General features: G+C 47.9%; 16 protein-coding genes. 10 read left to right on the top strand and 6 right to left on the bottom strand.

The features are described from left to right. Positions 1–46: 46 nt before the first annotated feature. From JS578_11895 to JS578_11875, 5 genes are all read right to left on the bottom strand, one after another. Positions 47–502 (bottom strand): DUF4293 domain-containing protein, encoded by a 456-nt coding sequence (locus JS578_11895; protein QRX63543.1) that lies wholly within the window; start codon positions 500–502, stop codon positions 47–49. Positions 503–506: 4 nt separating this feature from the next. Beyond that, positions 507–839 carry a DNA-directed RNA polymerase subunit omega gene (locus JS578_11890; protein ID QRX63542.1) on the bottom strand — a complete coding sequence of 111 codons (333 nt, stop codon included), beginning with the start codon at positions 837–839 and terminating at the stop codon, positions 507–509. A gap of 39 nt (positions 840–878) precedes the next feature. Next, entirely contained in the window at positions 879–1,694 is an 816-nt protein-coding gene (gene bamD, locus JS578_11885; GenBank protein ID QRX63541.1) for an outer membrane protein assembly factor BamD, read from the bottom strand. An 81-nt stretch (positions 1,695–1,775) separates the two neighbouring features. Then, positions 1,776–3,287 carry a GH3 auxin-responsive promoter family protein gene (locus tag JS578_11880; protein QRX63540.1) on the bottom strand — a complete coding sequence of 504 codons (1,512 nt, stop codon included), beginning with the start codon at positions 3,285–3,287 and terminating at the stop codon, positions 1,776–1,778. Positions 3,288–3,373: 86 nt separating this feature from the next. Further along, a complete protein-coding gene (locus tag JS578_11875; protein ID QRX63539.1) occupies positions 3,374–4,054 on the bottom strand; it encodes a Crp/Fnr family transcriptional regulator in 681 nt (226 codons plus the stop codon). Between the two features lie 314 nt (positions 4,055–4,368). Here JS578_11875 and JS578_11870 point away from each other — a divergent pair, with 314 nt between their 5' ends. The 10 genes from JS578_11870 (at position 4,369) to JS578_11825 (ending at position 16,838) form a co-directional block, all read left to right on the top strand. Beyond that, positions 4,369–6,417, top strand: coding sequence for a hypothetical protein (locus tag JS578_11870; GenBank protein ID QRX63538.1), 2,049 nt, complete (start codon positions 4,369–4,371; stop codon positions 6,415–6,417). A 111-nt stretch (positions 6,418–6,528) separates the two neighbouring features. Next, complete coding sequence (locus JS578_11865; protein QRX63537.1) at positions 6,529–7,374, top strand: 4-(cytidine 5'-diphospho)-2-C-methyl-D-erythritol kinase; 846 nt, start codon at positions 6,529–6,531, stop codon at positions 7,372–7,374. Between the two features lie 18 nt (positions 7,375–7,392). Beyond that, on the top strand, positions 7,393–9,936 hold the full coding sequence (locus JS578_11860) for a S9 family peptidase (protein QRX63536.1): 2,544 nt from the start codon (positions 7,393–7,395) through the stop codon (positions 9,934–9,936). A gap of 43 nt (positions 9,937–9,979) precedes the next feature. Then, positions 9,980–10,765 (top strand): inositol monophosphatase, encoded by a 786-nt coding sequence (locus JS578_11855; GenBank protein ID QRX63535.1) that lies wholly within the window; start codon positions 9,980–9,982, stop codon positions 10,763–10,765. After that, positions 10,765–11,559: a zinc transporter ZupT gene (gene zupT / locus JS578_11850; protein QRX63534.1), complete on the top strand. Its 795-nt coding sequence runs from the start codon at positions 10,765–10,767 to the stop codon at positions 11,557–11,559. The genes JS578_11855 and zupT overlap by 1 nt, the downstream gene beginning before the upstream one ends. A gap of 43 nt (positions 11,560–11,602) precedes the next feature. Beyond that, complete coding sequence (locus tag JS578_11845) at positions 11,603–12,163, top strand: helix-turn-helix transcriptional regulator (GenBank protein QRX63533.1); 561 nt, start codon at positions 11,603–11,605, stop codon at positions 12,161–12,163. Positions 12,164–12,191: 28 nt separating this feature from the next. Continuing rightward, positions 12,192–13,847, top strand: coding sequence for an AMP-binding protein (locus tag JS578_11840; GenBank protein QRX63532.1), 1,656 nt, complete (start codon positions 12,192–12,194; stop codon positions 13,845–13,847). Between the two features lie 119 nt (positions 13,848–13,966). After that, on the top strand, positions 13,967–14,848 hold the full coding sequence (fabD, locus tag JS578_11835) for an ACP S-malonyltransferase (protein QRX63531.1): 882 nt from the start codon (positions 13,967–13,969) through the stop codon (positions 14,846–14,848). Positions 14,849–14,956: 108 nt separating this feature from the next. Further along, positions 14,957–15,661, top strand: a complete 705-nt coding sequence (locus JS578_11830) for a DUF4919 domain-containing protein (GenBank protein QRX63530.1) — start codon at positions 14,957–14,959, stop codon at positions 15,659–15,661. 163 nt (positions 15,662–15,824) lie between these two features. Then, on the top strand, positions 15,825–16,838 hold the full coding sequence (locus JS578_11825; GenBank protein QRX63529.1) for a Gfo/Idh/MocA family oxidoreductase: 1,014 nt from the start codon (positions 15,825–15,827) through the stop codon (positions 16,836–16,838). Between the two features lie 63 nt (positions 16,839–16,901). On the opposite strand, the gene JS578_11820 is transcribed toward JS578_11825, so the two are convergent. After that, positions 16,902–18,344, bottom strand: coding sequence for a carboxylesterase/lipase family protein (locus JS578_11820; GenBank protein ID QRX63528.1), 1,443 nt, complete (start codon positions 18,342–18,344; stop codon positions 16,902–16,904). Between the last annotated feature and the right edge of the window lie 75 nt (positions 18,345–18,419).

The following is an 18,419-nucleotide window of genomic DNA, read 5'->3' as shown; positions in this document are numbered from 1 at the left end:
TATCCCATCAATCCGGAATATCGCCTCAGTTCAATAAATCAATCTCTTATCTCCTTAATCTATTCAGCGATCTCACCAGTGCTTCGTCGGCACCAATTTTACGGATGGCAAGAATGTTCAGAATGACAGCAATGACCGGCATGATAAGCCCCAGACCAACGCGCTGAAACTGAAGATTCTCTACAGGATAAACCTGATAAAGGACAAATGCAAAGTAGAGGTAAAAACCCACCATGACCACTGTATTAAAGATAGAGAGCCTGATCTGTAACATCCTCTTTTTGTAAAGAAAGATGGTCATCAGTGCGAGCAGGGTACTGACAACACCAACCACAAAAAGACCCCAGGTAGAGTCGGACAATGTGCCGTTGAGATAGATACCCATTGCTTCAAACAACACCTCATCACCATTGTAGCTAAAGGTAGCCAAGGGTGTCACCGAAGCAGTCAGCATTGCTGCTGCTGCCAATAACAGGAAAAGCGTCTGTATCCTTTGCAACATAACCTTAGAAAAGCTCTTTTTCCTTGGCGGGATTACGATAAAAGATCTGTCCCTCTTTCCACTCTTCAATCGCCATCAATGACGGTTTGGGAAGCTTTTCATAAAAACGGGAAATCTCAATCTGTTCATGATTTTCAAACACCTCTTCCAGGTTGTCGCTGTATGATGCAAATTCCTGAAGCTTGGTATCAAGGTCGCGTTTCATCTCAATTGAGAGCTGATTTGCTCTTTTGCTGATGATGCGAACCATTTCATAGACATTGCCTACCGGTTCCGACATCTTCATCACATCACGACTCTCCGTGTTGGTACTTGCAGCAATTTTTCTGTAATCCATTGTTGTTTATTATCTTAATTTTTCTTTTTTCAAAACTCATCAAACTGCGGGTAACAGTTCAATCTTCTCTTGTGCCTCCCGGTAATAACGGTCGGCTTCATCCTTGTACTTCGCGTCGGGAAATGAGTTGGTGTAATTGAAATATTCATCCACCACCAATCTAAAGCGCTCCGGTTGTGCAAGCAGCGTACTGCGTTGTGCATATTCATATCGGGCACGAAGGATGGTCATCTGGTAATCTTCCAGATACTTGGAATAGGGATAACTTTTCATTGCTTCCCTCGCTGTAATTACTGCCGACTCGTAATTATTACCCATGTAGTTCCCTAAATTGAGATAAAGCTGTGCTGCCAATAATTCCTTGTAAGCAAGCTTTTCCTGCAACTCAAAAAGGTAGTTCTTAGCCTGATCGGCACGTTCGGTTTGCGGGTACCGTTCAATATATTTCTGAAACTCGGCGATTGCCATATAGGTCTTTGACTGATCCAGTCGCGGGTCTGGTGAATCGAGGTACATCCCGTATGCAGAGTAGAAAAGTGCAGCCTCGGCATATTCTCCCTTGGGATATGTATTATAATAGGTGGTAAACACTTGAGTGGCTGAATAATAATCTCTTGAATTGTAATGGCTTTGAGCCAACAGATAAAGCGATTCTTCGGCCTGCGCAGTTCCTTTCATAAAGGTTACCAGCTCTTCAAGAAGTGTAATGGAGCGATTGTATTTACCTTCCTCGAAATACTTTTTCGCGTAGGTGTATTTCAAATCCCGGTCAGTACTCTTCAGTATCTTGTTGTACTCGTTACAGGAACTCAACACCAAAATGATTAGCAAAAAATAGAATGGTTTTATTCTCATCTTGTTTCAAGTCGGGTTTTGCGTGCAAATTTACGCATTCTTTCTTATTTACCGAAAAGGGAATCGCTATTTTATTCAATTTTAGGATTTCGTTGCTGTGAAAAGGAGAATGCTATCAACATGTCTGCGGTCGTTTGAAAGTTTCGGCACTTTATTTTGTCCACCTGCTTTCTCTCTTTGTTTCATCCATTCATAGAACGCTCCTTTTTCCAGGACTTTTACCACAGGAAGATTAAGCGAGAGATTGTAGGAACGCTTTGCCTCGTAGTCAGAGTTGAGCTTCATCAGACATTCATCAAACTTCTCTGTGAAAAGTTGCAGGCTGGTCGGTGGTGTCTCAAACTCAATCAACCATTCATGCGCACCATTGTTCTTGTCCCCGAAAAAGATAGGTGCAGCAGTGTACTCTGTGATCTTGGCACCGGTAAAACGACATGCCTCATCAAGTGCCCTGTCAGCGTTGTCTACTATCAACTCTTCACCGAAAGCATTGATGAACTGTTTTGTACGGCCGGTCAACCTGAAGAGATAGGGATTGGTAGAGGTAAACTCAATGGTATCTCCAATTTTATAACGCCACAGCCCACCACTGGTGGAGATTACCATGGCGTATTGCTTCCCAGTTTGAACGCCACTCAACGGTACCGTTTCAGGATGTTCTTTCTCCCATTCACCTGCGGGAATAAACTCATAATAAACCTCATTGTCGAGTAACAACAACATATCCTTCGAATCAGGAGTGTATTGCACCCCAAAGAAACCTTCAGATGCGTTGTAGGTCTCCCAGTAACGCATCCGTGCCGAAGGAATGAGTTTTTCAAATTGTTCCTGGTAGGGGATAAAACTTACTCCCCCGTGAAAAAACACCTCCAGATTAGGCCAAACATCAGGGATGGAACGACCACTGTCGGCTACTATCTTTTTCAACAACACCAGCATCCAGGAAGGTACTCCTACGAATGAACGGATATCAGCACCCAAAGCGAAATCGGTCAGTTTCTGCAATTTTTCTTCCCAGTCGGGCAGCAACGCAATCTCCTCTGGTGTTCTGCGCCGTTTGGCAGGTCTAGGGAGATTTTTCATCAGAATAGCTGAAATGTCACCGGTATAGATTCCATCACCAATACGGTTTATTTGTTGACTTCCGCCCAGTACCAGTGATTTACCCAGTACAAAAGAGGTGTCGGGATGATGATGTGCATAAATACCTAACATGTGGTAGCCTGCCCGGTAGTTGCCTTTTTTTAACGATTCATAGGTTACTGGGATATATTTGCTTTTATCCTCAGTGGTGCCTGACGACATTGCAAACCACTTCACCGGTGTATCCCACAGTACATCTTTTTCTTTATCCACGATGATGCGATCCAGGTATGGACGCAGATACTCATAGGTTGCGACAGGAACAAGCGAGCGAAAAGTCTCTTCACTGCTCACTTGTTCGAAATGATGGTTTATTCCGTATTGCGTTCTACGACCATGCTCCAACAAATAATTGAACATGCGTTGCTGTGTGCCGTGTGGATCATTCACAAATTCCTTCACCGGTTTGTAATAGGAGGCGATGATTGATCGGGCTATTTTTTGAATCATTCTTTCATAGTCAATTGGGTCACAAAGGTAATAACTTGTCACCAATAAGGTACAGTGCAGGATAAACTTTAAGAAAATTAAGCAGATTAACCAATTCTGCTGATTTTGTGTAATCTCTCTTCGTCAATGATCTTTATTTTCCTGCCATCAATACTTATAATCCTTTCATTCACAAAATTGGAGAGAGTTCGAATCGCATTGGAGGTAGTCATGTTGGAGAGATTGGCCAAATCCTCCCGGGCCAGATAGATGTTAATGGTAGCACCATCTTCCTCTATACCATATGTTTCCTTCAGGAAAAGAAGTGATTCTGCAAGTCGTCCCCGTACATGCTTCTGGGTTAAATTCACAACCCGCTGATCAGCGATTCCAAGATCTATAGACAACATCTGAATAAAATGGAGAGCCAACTCACCGTTGTTGCGCAGGAACTGTTCAATTAGTTCCATCGGAACCATACATACGGTGCAAGCTTCAAAAGCAGATGCAGCGGTGACGTATGATTCCTTTGCAAAATAAGCACGATAACCAAAATACTGAATGGGTCGTATGATACGAATGATCTGGCTTCTGCCTCCTACGCCACTTTTAAAAATCTTCACCTTTCCTTTAAAGAGTATCATCAGATCTCTCGGACTCTCCTCTTCCAGATAAATCAGTTCATTTTTTTTGAACTGAACAATACGGGCATTGCTGCGTAACTGATCACGCTCAGTCACGCTTAACATTCTCCATATACCAGACAACGACGAGGAAATATCCTTCATTTCTTTTATCTTCACGGGTGCCAGTGTTATAGAACTATGTTCTAGAACACAAATATACGGATTTTATTTACTGAATGTTCCAAAATAGTTAAGTTTTTTATGATTGTACCCTTCAACAAATAATCCTTCGCAGGAAATATTGTTAAATTTTGACCTCAACACCGGTTTATGTTTCGGAGAAAAAAAAATAATGTATGTTTGCAATCTGAATGAAGAGAGCTATCCTCATAGTGATATTGTTCCCGTTCATTGCTACTGTAAACTGCTACGCATTCAGATCTGATCTGCCTACAGATACGATTTTGAACAGGGCAATGAGTGCTGCTGAAAAATACAACGAGCTGGTAGAAACCTACACAGCTGAGGTATATGTGCGCTCATATGTGGAAACAATTCGGAAGAATTTCCTCTACAAATATACGAGCCTGATTCCCAACTTTGTATTACACGACCCCAACAATGACGATGCAGTAATTGAAACCATCAGTGATCTGCGGTACGAATATCCGAACACATTTGTGCAGGACATCCGTCATGTAACTGGCACGTTGACAAAGAAAAAAGACATTAACCTTATCCCCTTTGAACTGCTTAACATCAACATTTATGGAGAAACCACCAACGACGAAAGTTTCTTTATGCCCATCCGGTTCAGCACGGCTAAATATTACCGATACACTTTATATCAATCATTCACATCCAACGAAAAAGAGTATTACAATATCCATTTTGCCCCCATATACGATAACCCGAAACTGCTGAAAGGATCCTTTATCGTGGAGAAAGGCACCTGGAGAGTGATATTTTTCAGGGGAGAAGGACTGGATATTTTTTCCGATTTCTCTTTCGAAATGACAATGGGTGATGAGTGGGTAACCAACTATTTACCGGTGACAATCACCATTTATCAGACGGCGGCTTACCTGGGGAATGTGCTTGCCGGCAGGCATCTTGCCAGCATCAACTACAAGGAAATCGAATTACGACAATTCAAGCAACTCAAACGATCACTGAACATCAGCAACTCCTATAAGGTGCGACTGGATTCAGTACCACTTCGCAGCGATTCACTTTTCTGGGAGAAGATTCGTCCCATCCCTCTTCAGGCAAGAGAGGTTGATGTGATTGATCGTTATCGTCGGCAGCAAAACACCCGTGATAATCTGAATAAAAACAACGATTCACTGGGTAACAACCGAATGGCACAACAGATGGCGCAACGGATGGTTGTTAACTCCAGCTACCACTACAAATCGACACGCTTCGGATATTCAGGGTTACTCAACCCGCTGATGCTCGGATACAGCTCACGAGACGGGATCACCTACCGACAGAAGTTCTCATTCCTGGCCGATCTGAAACGTAGCCGCAACATCAAGGTCAATGCATATGCAGGTTACATGTTTCGTCGCAAGGAGTTTTTCACTGACCTAACCACCACCTTTAATTACGAACCATTGCGTCTGGGTAGTGCCACCTTCTCCCTCGGAATTGGCAATCCCTCCTACAGTTCTCTTTTCGTCGATCAGATAAGGGATAAACTGAAAAATCAGGGAATCTCTTTCGATGACATTTCACTCAATTACTACAAAGACTATTATTTCAAACTCTTCAACACCTTCGAAGCCACCAACGGTCTGCTGCTCCAAACAGGAGTAGATTACCATATCCGCAGAAGTAAAAACTACGTAACGATGCTTCGTTCGCAGACGCTCAACGGTGACCCCATCGGTCACCTCTTCGGCACAAAGCGCTCCTTTGCCCCTTTTATAAGAGTCAGCTGGACACCCGAACAATATTATCGATTTGAAGGACGGCAGAAGATTTATGCCCGCTCCGATTATCCAACCTTTAAGGTAGAGTTTTCACGAAGCATTTTGGATGTACTGGGTAGCACCTCGCAATACAACCGCATTGAACTGGACATCAGCCAAAAGATTGACTTCGGATTGATGCACTCCTTTCAGTATCACATCGGTTCCGGGAAGTTTATCAACCAGGAGACGGAATACTTTGCTGATTTTGTTTATTTCTCCAAAAACAATTTTCCAGAGAACTGGGATGACGGATTGGGAGGCAACTTCAACCTACTGAGCAGAAGTCTCTACAATGCATCCGACTCTTACCTGCAGGGTCATATCATGTTGGAATCACCTTTTCTGATCCTTAAAAACATCCCGTTCATCTCCGATTTTGCGGACAAAGAACGACTCTACCTGAGTCAGCTTCATACACCTCAGATCAAGTCATATAGTGAACTGGGGTATGGCATTGGCAACCGTTTCTTCAACGCAGGGTTGTTTGTTGCCCTACATAAAATCCGATTTGAGGAGATCGGCGTGCGGGCCGCCTTCGAACTGTAGCAGTACAACCAGCCTTTAAATCTCAAAATTATAGACAAGCATCCTGTAGAACAGATGACAGTTTTATAGCTCTTTCTGAATTTTCTTTATCTTTGCACAAAAGAATTCTCTATGATTCGATTTCCCAACGCAAAGATCAACCTAGGGTTGCATGTCATCGCACGAAGGGAGGATGGCTTCCACAATCTGGAAACAGTCTTCTATCCAATCGTATTGAAAGACGCCCTGGAGATTATTAAAAAAAATGAAGACAAAGCGCCGAACTGGGGAAACGGGTATCAACTCTTTCAAACCGGCATCCCTATTCAAGGGAAAGAGGAAGAGAATCTGGTGGTCAAGGCTTGGAAACTGATCGCATCGGAGAAAAAAATACCATTCATTGAGATTCATCTACTCAAAAAAATCCCCTTTGGCGCGGGACTGGGGGGTGGCTCTTCCGACGGAGCCTTCATGCTCCAGTTGCTTAACGAAACTTTTAAACTGGGTTACAATGACACAGAGTTGACATCTTATGCCGCCCGTCTAGGAGCAGACTGTCCCTTTTTCATCCGGAACAGACCTGCCCTGGCCACGGGTGTCGGTGATTTAATGGAGTCGGTTGATCTGGATCTGAGCCATCTTACACTGGTACTGGTTAAACCCGATATCGGAGTCTCCACCGCAGAGGCTTATGCAATGATCACTCCACGGCAACCCGAGCTGTCGCTTAGGGAGATTATCACCCTGCCGGTAAGCGAATGGAAGGAACAACTGAGAAACGATTTCGAAGTGCCGGTTTTCAAAAAACATCCCGAAATCGCTCAGATCAAGAAGAAACTTTATGAGACGGGAGCACTTTATGCCTCCATGAGTGGCTCGGGCTCTGCCGTTTATGGCCTATTTGAAGCTCCACTCGATCTGAAGGGGCACTTTAACAAATATTTTGTATGGGTAAGCGGATCATATGTTGATAACTGAAAATTGAAAACTGACTATATGAACAAACAATTCTCCACCATTCTCCCAATCCTGCTCTTGCTTGGCGTGACGGTCCTGGCACAAAGCACCTTCACCCCGACAGAAGTTTCCACCTTCGGACCGGTAAAAGTACAAATACCGGTATTGCTTGACAGTGTTAACCTCAGTGACAAACCTTATTCGGATGAGCTGCTGCTCTCCACAATCATCAATTTCCCCGCACCGGAGAAGTATACCGGCAAGCTGCAACCCAACACAGCTGGGTTCTTCACCCTGCCGAAACCAAAAGAGGGCAAAGCCTTTCAGCTGGTCTCCTTCTTCCTGTCAGCCGACCGTTACGGGAAGGGCAAGCTCACAGTCACCTCTACCAACCCGCTGGAAATCTGGATAGATAACGTGAAAATTGCTACCAAGCAGAACAGGAATGACAGCCTACATCTTGCCGGGGCGGCTGATGCTACGCTGAACGGCTTCATAAACAATAGCCACGTGGTGATCAAACTGCTGGCAACATCAGACGATCCCAATGATGTCACGGTGAAGATCAACTTGAAACCAGAGGAGGAAGATTCGCTGCTGAACTACAGTTTTAACCATAAAATTCACAGACGAATCGACATAAAGGATATCCTTGAGGGAAAACGGGTGAACAGCTCTTCCATATCTCCCAGCGGTCGGTTCGTTCTTTTGTCCCTTCGTGAGACATTGCCGGGGGGGGAGAACCGTTCCCAAACGCAGATTTACGACAGCCGGCAACAACGAATCATCTTCTCAGAGCCGATGAGTCGTCCGCAACTGGGATGGATGCCAAAATCAGACCTTCTCACATTCGTGGCCGATACGGAGGAGGGCAGAGCCATCTATACCCTTAATCCACTTACCATGGAGACGCTGATTAAGGCGGAGAAGCTACCCAAGGAAAATTTTTTCATTGCTCCAGATGAGCAATCGCTCTTCTACTCTTCAAAGGAAAGTCTCACCCCCAGCAACCCCGGTGGACTGAAACGGCTAATCGGCATCGACGACCGGCAGTCGCACTACCGCGACCGGTATTTCCTCTATCGCTATTTCTTCGATACGGGGCTCACCCAGCAGCTTACTTTCGGCAAACAAACTGCATCGCTCAATGATGTGAGCAACGACATGCGCTATCTGCTTTTTTCGGTATCTGATGAGGATCTCACCCAACGCCCATTTAGCATCAGCACGCTCTACCGATTGGACCTTGAGACTATGACGACCGATACCATCTGGGAAGATGAACGTTATGCCTACTCTGCACAGTTCTCTCCCGATGGAAAACAGTTGCTGATTCATGGTGCTCCTGAGGCGTTCAACAGCATCGGACTGAACATCAAACCGGGACAGATTGCCAACAGCTATGATACCCAGTCGTTTGTCATGGATCTTAAAAGCAGAAAGGTGACCCCTGTCACCAAAGAATTCGATCCCACCATCAGTGCCCAGGAGTGGAACAAGACAGACAACAACATCTACTACCGCGTGGAAGAGGGAGACCGTGTGAATGTCTATCGTTATCAACCCCGTAAGGCGAACTTTGAGAAGCTGCCACTGAGGGAAGAGGTGATCCGCTCATTCAACATCGCAGAGAATGCTCCCTGGGCTACTTACACCGGTGTCAGTACTTCCAACTCGGCAAGGAGCTACCTGCTGAATCTCAAGACGCTCGAGTCGACCCTCATCGCCGATCCCTATGCCAAACAGCTCAACGAAATACAACTGGGAGAGGTGAAGGAGTGGCATTTCACCAGCTCCTACGGCGATCAGATCGAGGGACGTTACTACCTGCCACCACATTTCGACCCGAAGAAAAAATACCCGCTAATTGTCTACTACTACGGAGGTACCAGTCCCACGAATCGCATCTTTGAAAGCACCTATCCACTGCATGTCTATGCCGCTCAGGATTACGTGGTCTACACGCTGCAACCCAGCGGAACCACCGGCTACGGACAGGAGTTTTCGGCTCGCCACGTGAACGCTTGGGGCAAGCAAACAGCCGATGAGATCATTGAAGGCGTGAAGGCATTTACAGAAGCACATCCCTTCGTGGATGGCACGAAGATCGGCAACATCGGAGCCTCCTACGGTGGCTTCATGACACAGTACCTGATCACACAAACCGACCTCTTCACCGCCTCAGTGTCGCACGCCGGGATCAGCAACATCACCAGCTACTGGGGTGAAGGCTATTGGGGTTACTCCTATAGTGCCGGTGCCAGCGCCGACAGTTACCCCTGGAACAACCCACAGCTCTACGTGGAGCAGAGCCCGCTATTCCACGCCGACAAGATCAATACACCGCTGCTGTTGCTGCACGGCACCGCCGACACCAATGTCCCCATCGGTGAGAGCATCCAGATGTACACCGCATTAAAGCTATTGAACAAGCCGGTGGAATTTATCCAGGTGGAAGGCGAGAACCACGCCATTTATGATTACCAAAAACGGATTGCATGGAACCATGCCATCTACGCCTGGTTTGCAAAATGGCTCAAGGAGGATGACCGATGGTGGGAGTCTATGTTCAATAATAAGTAGCTGATTGCACTTATTTCAAAAAATGCAGATGAAAGATATCAACATGAATATAAAGAGAATTGCAGATGAGGTATCAGCCCTGGCACGAACCACCGGTGCCTACCTGAAAGCAGAACAAAAATCCCTCCAGCGAGGGGAGATCGAGCTTAAAGGCACCCGCAACTATGTCACCTATATCGATAAGGAAGCGGAAAGAAGGCTGGTGGAAGGACTCAGTTTCATCCTGCCCGAAGCCTCCTTCCTCACGGAAGAAGAAACCGTTCACTATGAGGAGAGGGAATACAGCTGGATTATCGACCCACTGGATGGCACCACCAACTACGTGCACGGCGACAGCCCCTATTCGGTGAGCATCGCCCTCATACGCGAATCGCAGACCCTCTTGGGTGTGGTGTTCGATCCGGTGGCCGATCAGCTCTTCGTAGCAACGGGTGAGGGTGAAGCCACCCTGAACGGGTCTCCTCTGCAGGTGAGCCGTCAGGAGTCTCTCACCAACGCCTACATCGGCTTCGGGATCCCCTACTCTCTCGATATACAAGGGGAGATCATTCTGGCTAACGCGATGAAACAATTTCTCCACTGCAGTTTTCGCATCAAGGGATCGGCCGCGTTGGAGATCTGTTACGTGGCGGCAGGTGTCAGTGATGGATACTTCCATTCAGGCCTCTCCCCGTGGGATGTAGCAGCCGGAGCATTTATCCTGCAATGTGCCGGTGGCCGATGCAGCGATTTCAGCGACGAAGGAAATTATCTTTTTGGTAGAGAGATGGTCGCCACCAACGGAAAAATCCACCAAGAAATCATGCAAACCATTATCAAAGTAGCATAATGGAACACCAAACCATTCTTCTTGCCTTTATGCTGACGCTGTTCGCCGGTCTCTCCACCGGTATTGGCAGCCTGATAGCCTTCATGGCCAAACGCACCAATACCAACTTCCTGAGCCTGGCACTGGGACTTTCAGCCGGTGTGATGATTTACGTCTCTTTCATGGAGATGATGCCACAGTCGGTGGAGTCGTTCACGGCGCACTACGGTGAGAAAGTCGGAATGCTTTACCTGATCATCGGCTTCTTCGGTGGGATCGCCTTAATCGCGCTGATCGACTTCCTGGTACCCGAATCAAGTAACCCGCACGAAATGCACCGTGTGGAGGAGATGAAAGGCAATAGCCGCCTGAAGCAGACCGGCGTAATCACCGCAATCACCATCGCAATCCACAATTTCCCCGAAGGAATCGCCACATTCATGTCGGCACTCACCACCCTAGAGGTGGCCATCCCCATCACGGCGGCCATTGCCATCCACAACATCCCCGAGGGAATCGCTGTGGCAGTACCCATTTACCACGCTACCGGCAGCAGAAAAAAAGCATTCTGGCTCTCCTTCACTTCGGGATTGGCAGAACCGGTGGGTGCCCTGATCGCCTACCTGTTCCTGTTACCCTTCTGGAGTCCGGTGCTCAACGCTTTCGTACTGGCAGCGGTCTCAGGAGTGATGATCTACATCTCGCTCGATGAGCTTCTGCCGAGTGCCGAGAAGTATGGCAAGCACCACCTCTCCATCATCGGACTGGTGGCAGGGATGGGGATTATGGCATTAAGCCTTTTCCTGTTCATTTAAATGAAGAAACTAACTGATTGTAAACAGCATAAAACCAACCACAATGACAACAGATTTGACGCAGATTGGTGAACGAATCAAAGGACTGCGTGATGCACTCGACCTCACACCGGAGGAGATGGCCCGCAAACTGGAGACTGAGACAGATGAGTACCTGAAATATGAGACCGGTGAGTCCGATTTCTCACTCTCCTTCCTCCAGCGCGTCGAGCGAGAGTTCAACGTAGACCTCGCTACCCTGATGTTCGGTACCGAGCCGAAGATGAACTCCTACTTCATCACACGCAAGGACAAAGGCGTAAGCGCGGAACGGGTGTCGGCCTACAAGTACCAGTCGCTCACGGCAGGTTTCACAAACAACGTGGCGGAGGTGTTCGTGGTGACAGTCGAACCCAAACCGATGGAATCCGATTTCTACAAGAGCATCCATGCCGGCCAGGAGTTCAACATGATCCTGGAAGGGAGCATGGGCATGACAATCAACGACAAGGAACTTGTTCTGAACGAGGGGGACAGCATCTATTTCGACTCCTCACTGCCACATGGCATGAAAGCACTGAACGACAAGCCGGTAAAGTTCCTCGCCGTGATCCTTTACCCCTGATCAAACAACTCACTGACAACAGGTTATCATGATTGAAAAATTTGTAAAACAGACCTCCTTTTCATCCCACCGGGATTTTATGGAGCACTATAAGATCATCGTCCCGGAGCAGTTTAACTTCGCCTACGATGTGGCCGACGAGTGGGCCCGTACCCAGCCCGACAAACGGGCACTCTGCTGGACTAACGACCAGGGAGCACACCGAGACCTTACCTTCGGTGAACTGAAAGAGCTATCCGACCAAACCGCCTCCTGGCTCCAGTCGCTGGGCATCGGCAAGGGAGACATGGTGATGCTGGTCCTAAAACGAAACATCGAATTCTGGCAGACCATCCTGGCGCTGCACAAACTGGGTGCAGTAGCCATCCCCGCCACCCACCTGCTCACCGATAAGGACATCGCCTATCGCAACAACGCCGCCGGTATCAAGGCAATCATCGCTACAGAAGATGAGAACCTGATCAACCATGTGAACCTGGCCATGGAGCAATCACGCACAGTAGAACACCGCATCCTGGTGGGAGAACAGATCCCCGACGGATGGCTCGATTTTCACCGTGGCGTAAACGAGGCCGCACCCTTTGTAAGGCCGGCAACGGTGAACCGCAACGAGGATATCATGATCCTCTACTTCACCTCAGGCACCACAGGACAACCCAAGATGGTGATTCACGACTTCACCTATCCCCTGGCACACATCACCACGGCGAAGTACTGGCACAACCTGCACGAGGGAAGCCTGCATCTCACGGTTGCCGATACCGGATGGGCCAAGGCGGTATGGGGCAAGCTCTACGGCCAGTGGATCGTTGGTGCCTCCGTCTTCGTCTACGACTTCGAAGGGCGGTTCATCCCGGGGGAGATGCTGCGCATGATCTCCACCTATCGGGTGACCTCATTCTGTGCCCCACCTACCATCTTCCGCTTCCTGATCCGTGAGGATCTCTCGAAATATGATCTCTCTGCACTGGAGTATTGCACCACCGCCGGCGAGGCACTCAACCCGTCGGTCTACGAGAGCTTTTACCAGCAGACCGGCATCAAGATGATGGAGGCCTTCGGACAGACCGAAACCGCTCCCACCATCATCACCTTCCCCTGGATGGAACCCAAACCGGGATCAATGGGTGTTCCCAATCCGCTCTATAAGATGGACCTGATCACACACGACGGTCGATCTGCCGAAGACGGGGAACAGGGAGAGATCGTCTTCTACACGGACGATCAGCGCCCGCTGGGCCTTTTCATGGGCTACTACCGCGATGAGGCACTCACGCGTAGCGTCTATGCGGATCACCTCTATCGCACCGGCGATATGGCCTGGCGCGACGAAGATGGCTACTACTGGTTCGTGGGACGCACCGACGATGTGATCAAGAGCTCCGGCTACCGCATCGGCCCCTTCGAGGTGGAAAGTGCCGTGATGACCCATCCTGCCGTGGTAGAATGCGCAATCACCGGTGTACCCGACGAGATCAGGGGACAGGTGATCAAGGCCACCATCGTGCTTGCTGCCGATTACAGGAAGCAGGCGGGTGATGCGCTTGCCGGTGAGATCCAGGAGCATGTGAAGCAGGTGACGGCTCCCTACAAGTACCCCCGAATCATCGAGTTTGTCGACGAACTACCGAAGACTATCAGCGGAAAAATTCGTCGCGTGGAGATCAGGGAGAAAAGCAAATAAGCCGTCAGCAATTAGCTGAATGCATAAAGCATAAAGCTGACTTCAATGAACCCTGGCGGGATTTGTGTGTTATTTCTAATGAAGAATTTGTAAGAACCAAAAAAAGATTGTTTAAGAGTATGAAGAAAGCATACGTATTTCCCGGACAGGGAGCCCAGTTTGTAGGCATGGGCAAAGATTTGTACGAGAGCTCTACCATCGCCCGGGAGCTGTTCGAGAAGGCAAACGAGATCCTCGGTTTCCGCATCACCGACCTGATGTTCGAAGGCACCGAAGAGGACCTGCGGCAGACGAAAGTCACACAACCGTCCATCTTCCTCCACTCGGTAATCCTTGCCAAATCATTGGGTCAGGAATTCAAACCCGACATGACGGCCGGTCACTCACTGGGCGAGTTCTCAGCACTGGTAGCCGCGGGGGCACTCACCTTCGAAGATGGTCTCAAATTGGTCTACAAGCGAGCGCTTGCCATGCAGAAAGCGTGTGAGGCGGAGCCCTCCACTATGGCAGCGGTGCTGGCACTGCCCGATGAGAAGGTAGAAGAAATTTGCGCCTCCATTAACGAGGTGGTGGTACCGGCCAACTTTAACTGTCCGGGGCAGATTGTTATCTCCGGAAGCATCGAAGGCGTGGAAAAAGCATGTGAACTGATGAAGGAGGCGGGTGCCAAGAGAGCCCTGCTGTTGAAAGTGGGAGGAGCCTTTCACTCTCCGCTTATGGAACCTGCCCGTCTGGAACTGAGTGAGGCTATCGAGGCCACCGAGGTGATTACGCCCCTCTGCCCCGTTTACCAGAATGTCTCCACCAATGGTGAGGCCAATCCGGCAGTGATCAAGGCCAACCTGATTGCCCAGCTCACCTCACCCGTGAAGTGGACACAGTCGGTGCTGCAGATGATTGCCGATGGTGCCACAGAGTTTGTGGAACTGGGACCTGGTAGCGTGCTACAGGGACTGATCAGCAAGATCAACAAGGAAGTAACCGTATCAGGCAAACAGTAGTGAATAACTCCTGTCAGCAATAGGGAATTAAGGTTTCTTAGTGACCTGTTTTTGGTGGGAACCAATTAAGGCGATACATTTGCCTGAAACAATTAAAAAAAACGTGTTATGCAAAAAATTGGCTTACTCATCACCCTGTTCCTGGTGACCATCCTACAGGGATATGCCCAGGATGAAGAGTTTTTCGAGGCTCCCGATTACCGTCAGATTGAACGGAACGTGAATGAACCATCCTCATCCTACTACTACCCCAAGCTGCTGGAGAAATACCTGAACAGCGACGCTGCTATGACACCGGAAGAAGGAAGACACCTCTACTTCGGATTTGTCTACCAACCGGACTACATCCCCGCAGATACATCACGTTACAATCGAATGCTGGCCGATGTGCTGACCAAAAGTTCCTTCTCTGCCCATGATCTCAACCGAATACTCCAATTCAGCGAATCACTTCTGAAGGAAGACCCGTTCAACCTGAGAGCCTTCAACGCCAGAATGTTGGTCTATGCTCAGCAAAACGACACGGAGGCATACAAGGATATCGCCCGTAAACGACGTATCGTGCAGGATGCAATCGTGGGTAGCGGTGACGGTATGTCGGAGAAGACACCCTTCTATGTGATCAAGGTGGCGCATGAGTATGACATTCTCCCGTTCCTGGGTTTCACCTTTGGTGGTGAAGACAAGATTCTCAAAGGGAACGAAGTCAATTACCTATCCCTTGGAAAAAACCGTTTCGGCGTGGAGAGGGTCTATTTCAACATCAAACCGGTATTTGAACATGTGAGTAAACACGGAGGCGGAAAGCTGTAACGGATTATTACTCGCAGTGAATCAAAGCAATTCAAGCAGGTATTTTTTTGATTGGCCAACATCGGCAACACCCGACTTCCCAACTTTTCACAACGCCAAACGTTATGAGAAAGACATTTTAATGTGACACCATTGACCTTAACGTCAAATTAATTCTTAACAGATGAATAGTATCGTGAATTGGGGAGTTTTAAGCACTGCAAAAATTGGCAGAGAGCAAGTAATACCGGCTATTCAGGCTAGTCAATTCAGCCGTGTATTGGGAATCGGCTCAGAAAACAGCGATCTTGCAAAAACAATTGCATCACAACATGGCATTGAACGGATTTATAATTCTTACAAAAAGCTTTTGAAAGATCCGCAGATCGAGGCTGTATATATACCGCTTCCCAATCATTTACACGTAGAGTGGTCAATCAAAGCATTGGAAGCAGGCAAACATGTTTTGTGCGAGAAACCAATCGGACTCAACTCCACTGAAGCAGAAAAATTACTGGAAGCTTCTGAAAAATATCCCCATTTAAAAATAATGGAGGCATTCATGTACCGTCATCACTCTCAATGGCATAAAGTGAAGTCGATGGTCGACAACGGTACCATTGGAAAAATCAAGAGTATAAATTTGTTTTTTTCATATTACAATACTGACCCAGACAATATCCGCAACAAGATAGAAGTTGGAGGTGGTGCCTTGATGGATATTGGTTGTTATTGTATCTCCTTTGCAAGATTCATCCTCAACTCGGAACCGGAAAAAGTGATCGGTCTTATGGATATGGATCCGGAGATGAAAACGGACAGGTTAACGACTGGGATTCTTACTTTTTCAACCGGAGCAACCGCATCTTTTACCTGTTCCACCCAATTAATGCCTTATCAACGAGTCAATATTGTAGGCGAAAAAGGTAGGATTGAAGTGGAAATACCTGTAAATGCACCAACTGACAAGATGACCCATGTCTGGATTTACACCAACGAATGTTCAGAAGAAGTCACGTTTAACCCTGAAAACCAATACACGCTGCAAGCTGATTATTTCTCAAAAGCAATCATTGAAGATCACAGCATTGCATTTGCACTGAATGACGCTGTCAATAACATGAGGGTCATAGATGCTATTGTTAAAAGCAACAAAGAGGGTAGATGGGTAAACCTATCTGAAGAGAGACGCGTTTGAATTGAGCATCAAAAAACTGCCCCACCGGAAAGGTTCTGACGGGGCAGTTTGCGCAAATCTGATCTATTCGACAGGTACCATGAAATGCATCAATTTCCGGTCGTGGTTATTGACTATCCTACTTTCATTGTCAAAATACATTGTCGCACCGTTTTCCGCAGTGTAGGGTTCCCACTCGGGCAAAAGGCACTCTACATTGGGATTCCCTGTTTTTACAAAGTTGAGCCAGGCAGCGCTCATCTTGTCAGCAAGGGCCCATGCCTCTTCCGTGTTACCGGTCCAATCTGCTCTCAAATCCACATTGTAGAATGCCAGCGGAATGTCCAGCCCGGGGAAAGAGCCTTTCGAAGCATTGTCGACCTGGCTCTTCCACGCCAGGAAATAGACATAGAGCGGAGCGCTCGACTCCTGAGCACGGGCATCGGCAGTACGGATGGTATAGGGCCTGAAAACCGTATCAATGGAAAGCAGATCCTGAGGTGTGTAATCGGGATAAGCCTTGGCAAACAGTTCAATGTATTGGTCGGTTTTGCCGCCGTATACTTTTTCCAGGCGTTCCCTGGCCTGATCCAAGGTCAACTCTTTCTCACCGTAGGCGACCGGCATCATCTCATTCAGAGTGGAACCAATCATCACCGGTATATCTTTTGATATCTCTGCGAAACCGGGGCTGAAGGGTTGTTGTAGCAAGACAACTCCATCGGCGGAAGGTGCAAAGCCAAACATGGTGGGTGAACCGGGTCTTCTCGGACCGGATATCTTTGCGATCGCCTCATTACCGGCTTTCACCAGATCGGTGTATGGGATGGTATCCAGTTTCTCAACCTCCTCGGGGGTGAGACCCAGCTGTTCAATTACAGCCAGACCCAGCTGCTGCGATGTATCCTTGGTCATTGTGTTGAGCAGGGTTCCACTCTGTATAATAGCTTTGTGGAACAACCCTTCTGCTGCAGGCATACACATAATCGTGCCAACCTTTCCGCCACCGCCCGATTCACCTACAATGGTTACATCTGATGGGTTGCCGCCGAAATTCTCAATGTTCTGCTGAATCCACTCGAGGGCTTTCACAATGTCGAGCATCCCCACATTGGCCGACTGGGCATACTTCTCACCACAGGCTGAGAGGTCTAGAAAACCGAGAATGTTTAACCGGTGATTGACCGATACCATCACGATATCCCCTTTTCTTGCCATCGCCTCACCATATGTCATCGGATCATTGCTGGCACCGGTGTGAAATCCACCACCGTGCAGCCAAAGCAATACCGGTCGCTTCTTGCCATCATTGACACCCTGTGTCCATACATTCACACTGAACAGTTCCTTTTCATTCTGTACCGAATCGGGATACCAGGGCACGATTTGTATGGCCACCGGACCAAAATCGGTACATTCGCGCACACCATCCCAGGCATCTGGATCCTGTGGAGGCATGAATCTTTCAGCCTTGGCATAAGGTATCCCCAGGAAAGCATAGACACTGTCGTTCACACTTCCGGACACGACGCCGGCATTAGTTACAACAACAGGATTCTGATCTTGGTCACTTTTTGGATTACATCCCGTACAGAATAATCC

The organism is Dysgonomonadaceae bacterium zrk40, assembly GCA_016916535.1.
GTDB lineage: Bacteria > Bacteroidota > Bacteroidia > Bacteroidales > Dysgonomonadaceae > Proteiniphilum.
Note: the sequence above shows the minus strand (reverse complement) of the source record. Positions and strands in the feature narration are given on the sequence as shown.

Excerpts from the sequence above, each read along its gene's own strand:
- JS578_11825 (QRX63529.1), top strand. The coding sequence starts at position 15,825 with ATGAATAGTATCGTGAATTGGGGAGTTTTAAGCACTGCAAAAATTGGC.
- zupT (QRX63534.1), top strand. The coding sequence starts at position 10,765 with ATGGAACACCAAACCATTCTTCTTGCCTTTATGCTGACGCTGTTCGCC.
- bamD (QRX63541.1), bottom strand. The coding sequence starts at position 1,694 with ATGAGAATAAAACCATTCTATTTTTTGCTAATCATTTTGGTGTTGAGT.
- JS578_11890 (QRX63542.1), bottom strand. The coding sequence starts at position 839 with ATGGATTACAGAAAAATTGCTGCAAGTACCAACACGGAGAGTCGTGAT.
- JS578_11860 (QRX63536.1), top strand. The coding sequence starts at position 7,393 with ATGAACAAACAATTCTCCACCATTCTCCCAATCCTGCTCTTGCTTGGC.
- JS578_11845 (QRX63533.1), top strand. The coding sequence starts at position 11,603 with ATGACAACAGATTTGACGCAGATTGGTGAACGAATCAAAGGACTGCGT.
- fabD (QRX63531.1), top strand. The coding sequence starts at position 13,967 with ATGAAGAAAGCATACGTATTTCCCGGACAGGGAGCCCAGTTTGTAGGC.
- JS578_11875 (QRX63539.1), bottom strand. The coding sequence starts at position 4,054 with ATGAAGGATATTTCCTCGTCGTTGTCTGGTATATGGAGAATGTTAAGC.
- JS578_11830 (QRX63530.1), top strand. The coding sequence starts at position 14,957 with ATGCAAAAAATTGGCTTACTCATCACCCTGTTCCTGGTGACCATCCTA.
- JS578_11880 (QRX63540.1), bottom strand. The coding sequence starts at position 3,287 with ATGATTCAAAAAATAGCCCGATCAATCATCGCCTCCTATTACAAACCG.
- JS578_11855 (QRX63535.1), top strand. The coding sequence starts at position 9,980 with ATGAATATAAAGAGAATTGCAGATGAGGTATCAGCCCTGGCACGAACC.
- JS578_11870 (QRX63538.1), top strand. The coding sequence starts at position 4,369 with ATGAGTGCTGCTGAAAAATACAACGAGCTGGTAGAAACCTACACAGCT.
- JS578_11895 (QRX63543.1), bottom strand. The coding sequence starts at position 502 with ATGTTGCAAAGGATACAGACGCTTTTCCTGTTATTGGCAGCAGCAGCA.
- JS578_11865 (QRX63537.1), top strand. The coding sequence starts at position 6,529 with ATGATTCGATTTCCCAACGCAAAGATCAACCTAGGGTTGCATGTCATC.
- JS578_11840 (QRX63532.1), top strand. The coding sequence starts at position 12,192 with ATGATTGAAAAATTTGTAAAACAGACCTCCTTTTCATCCCACCGGGAT.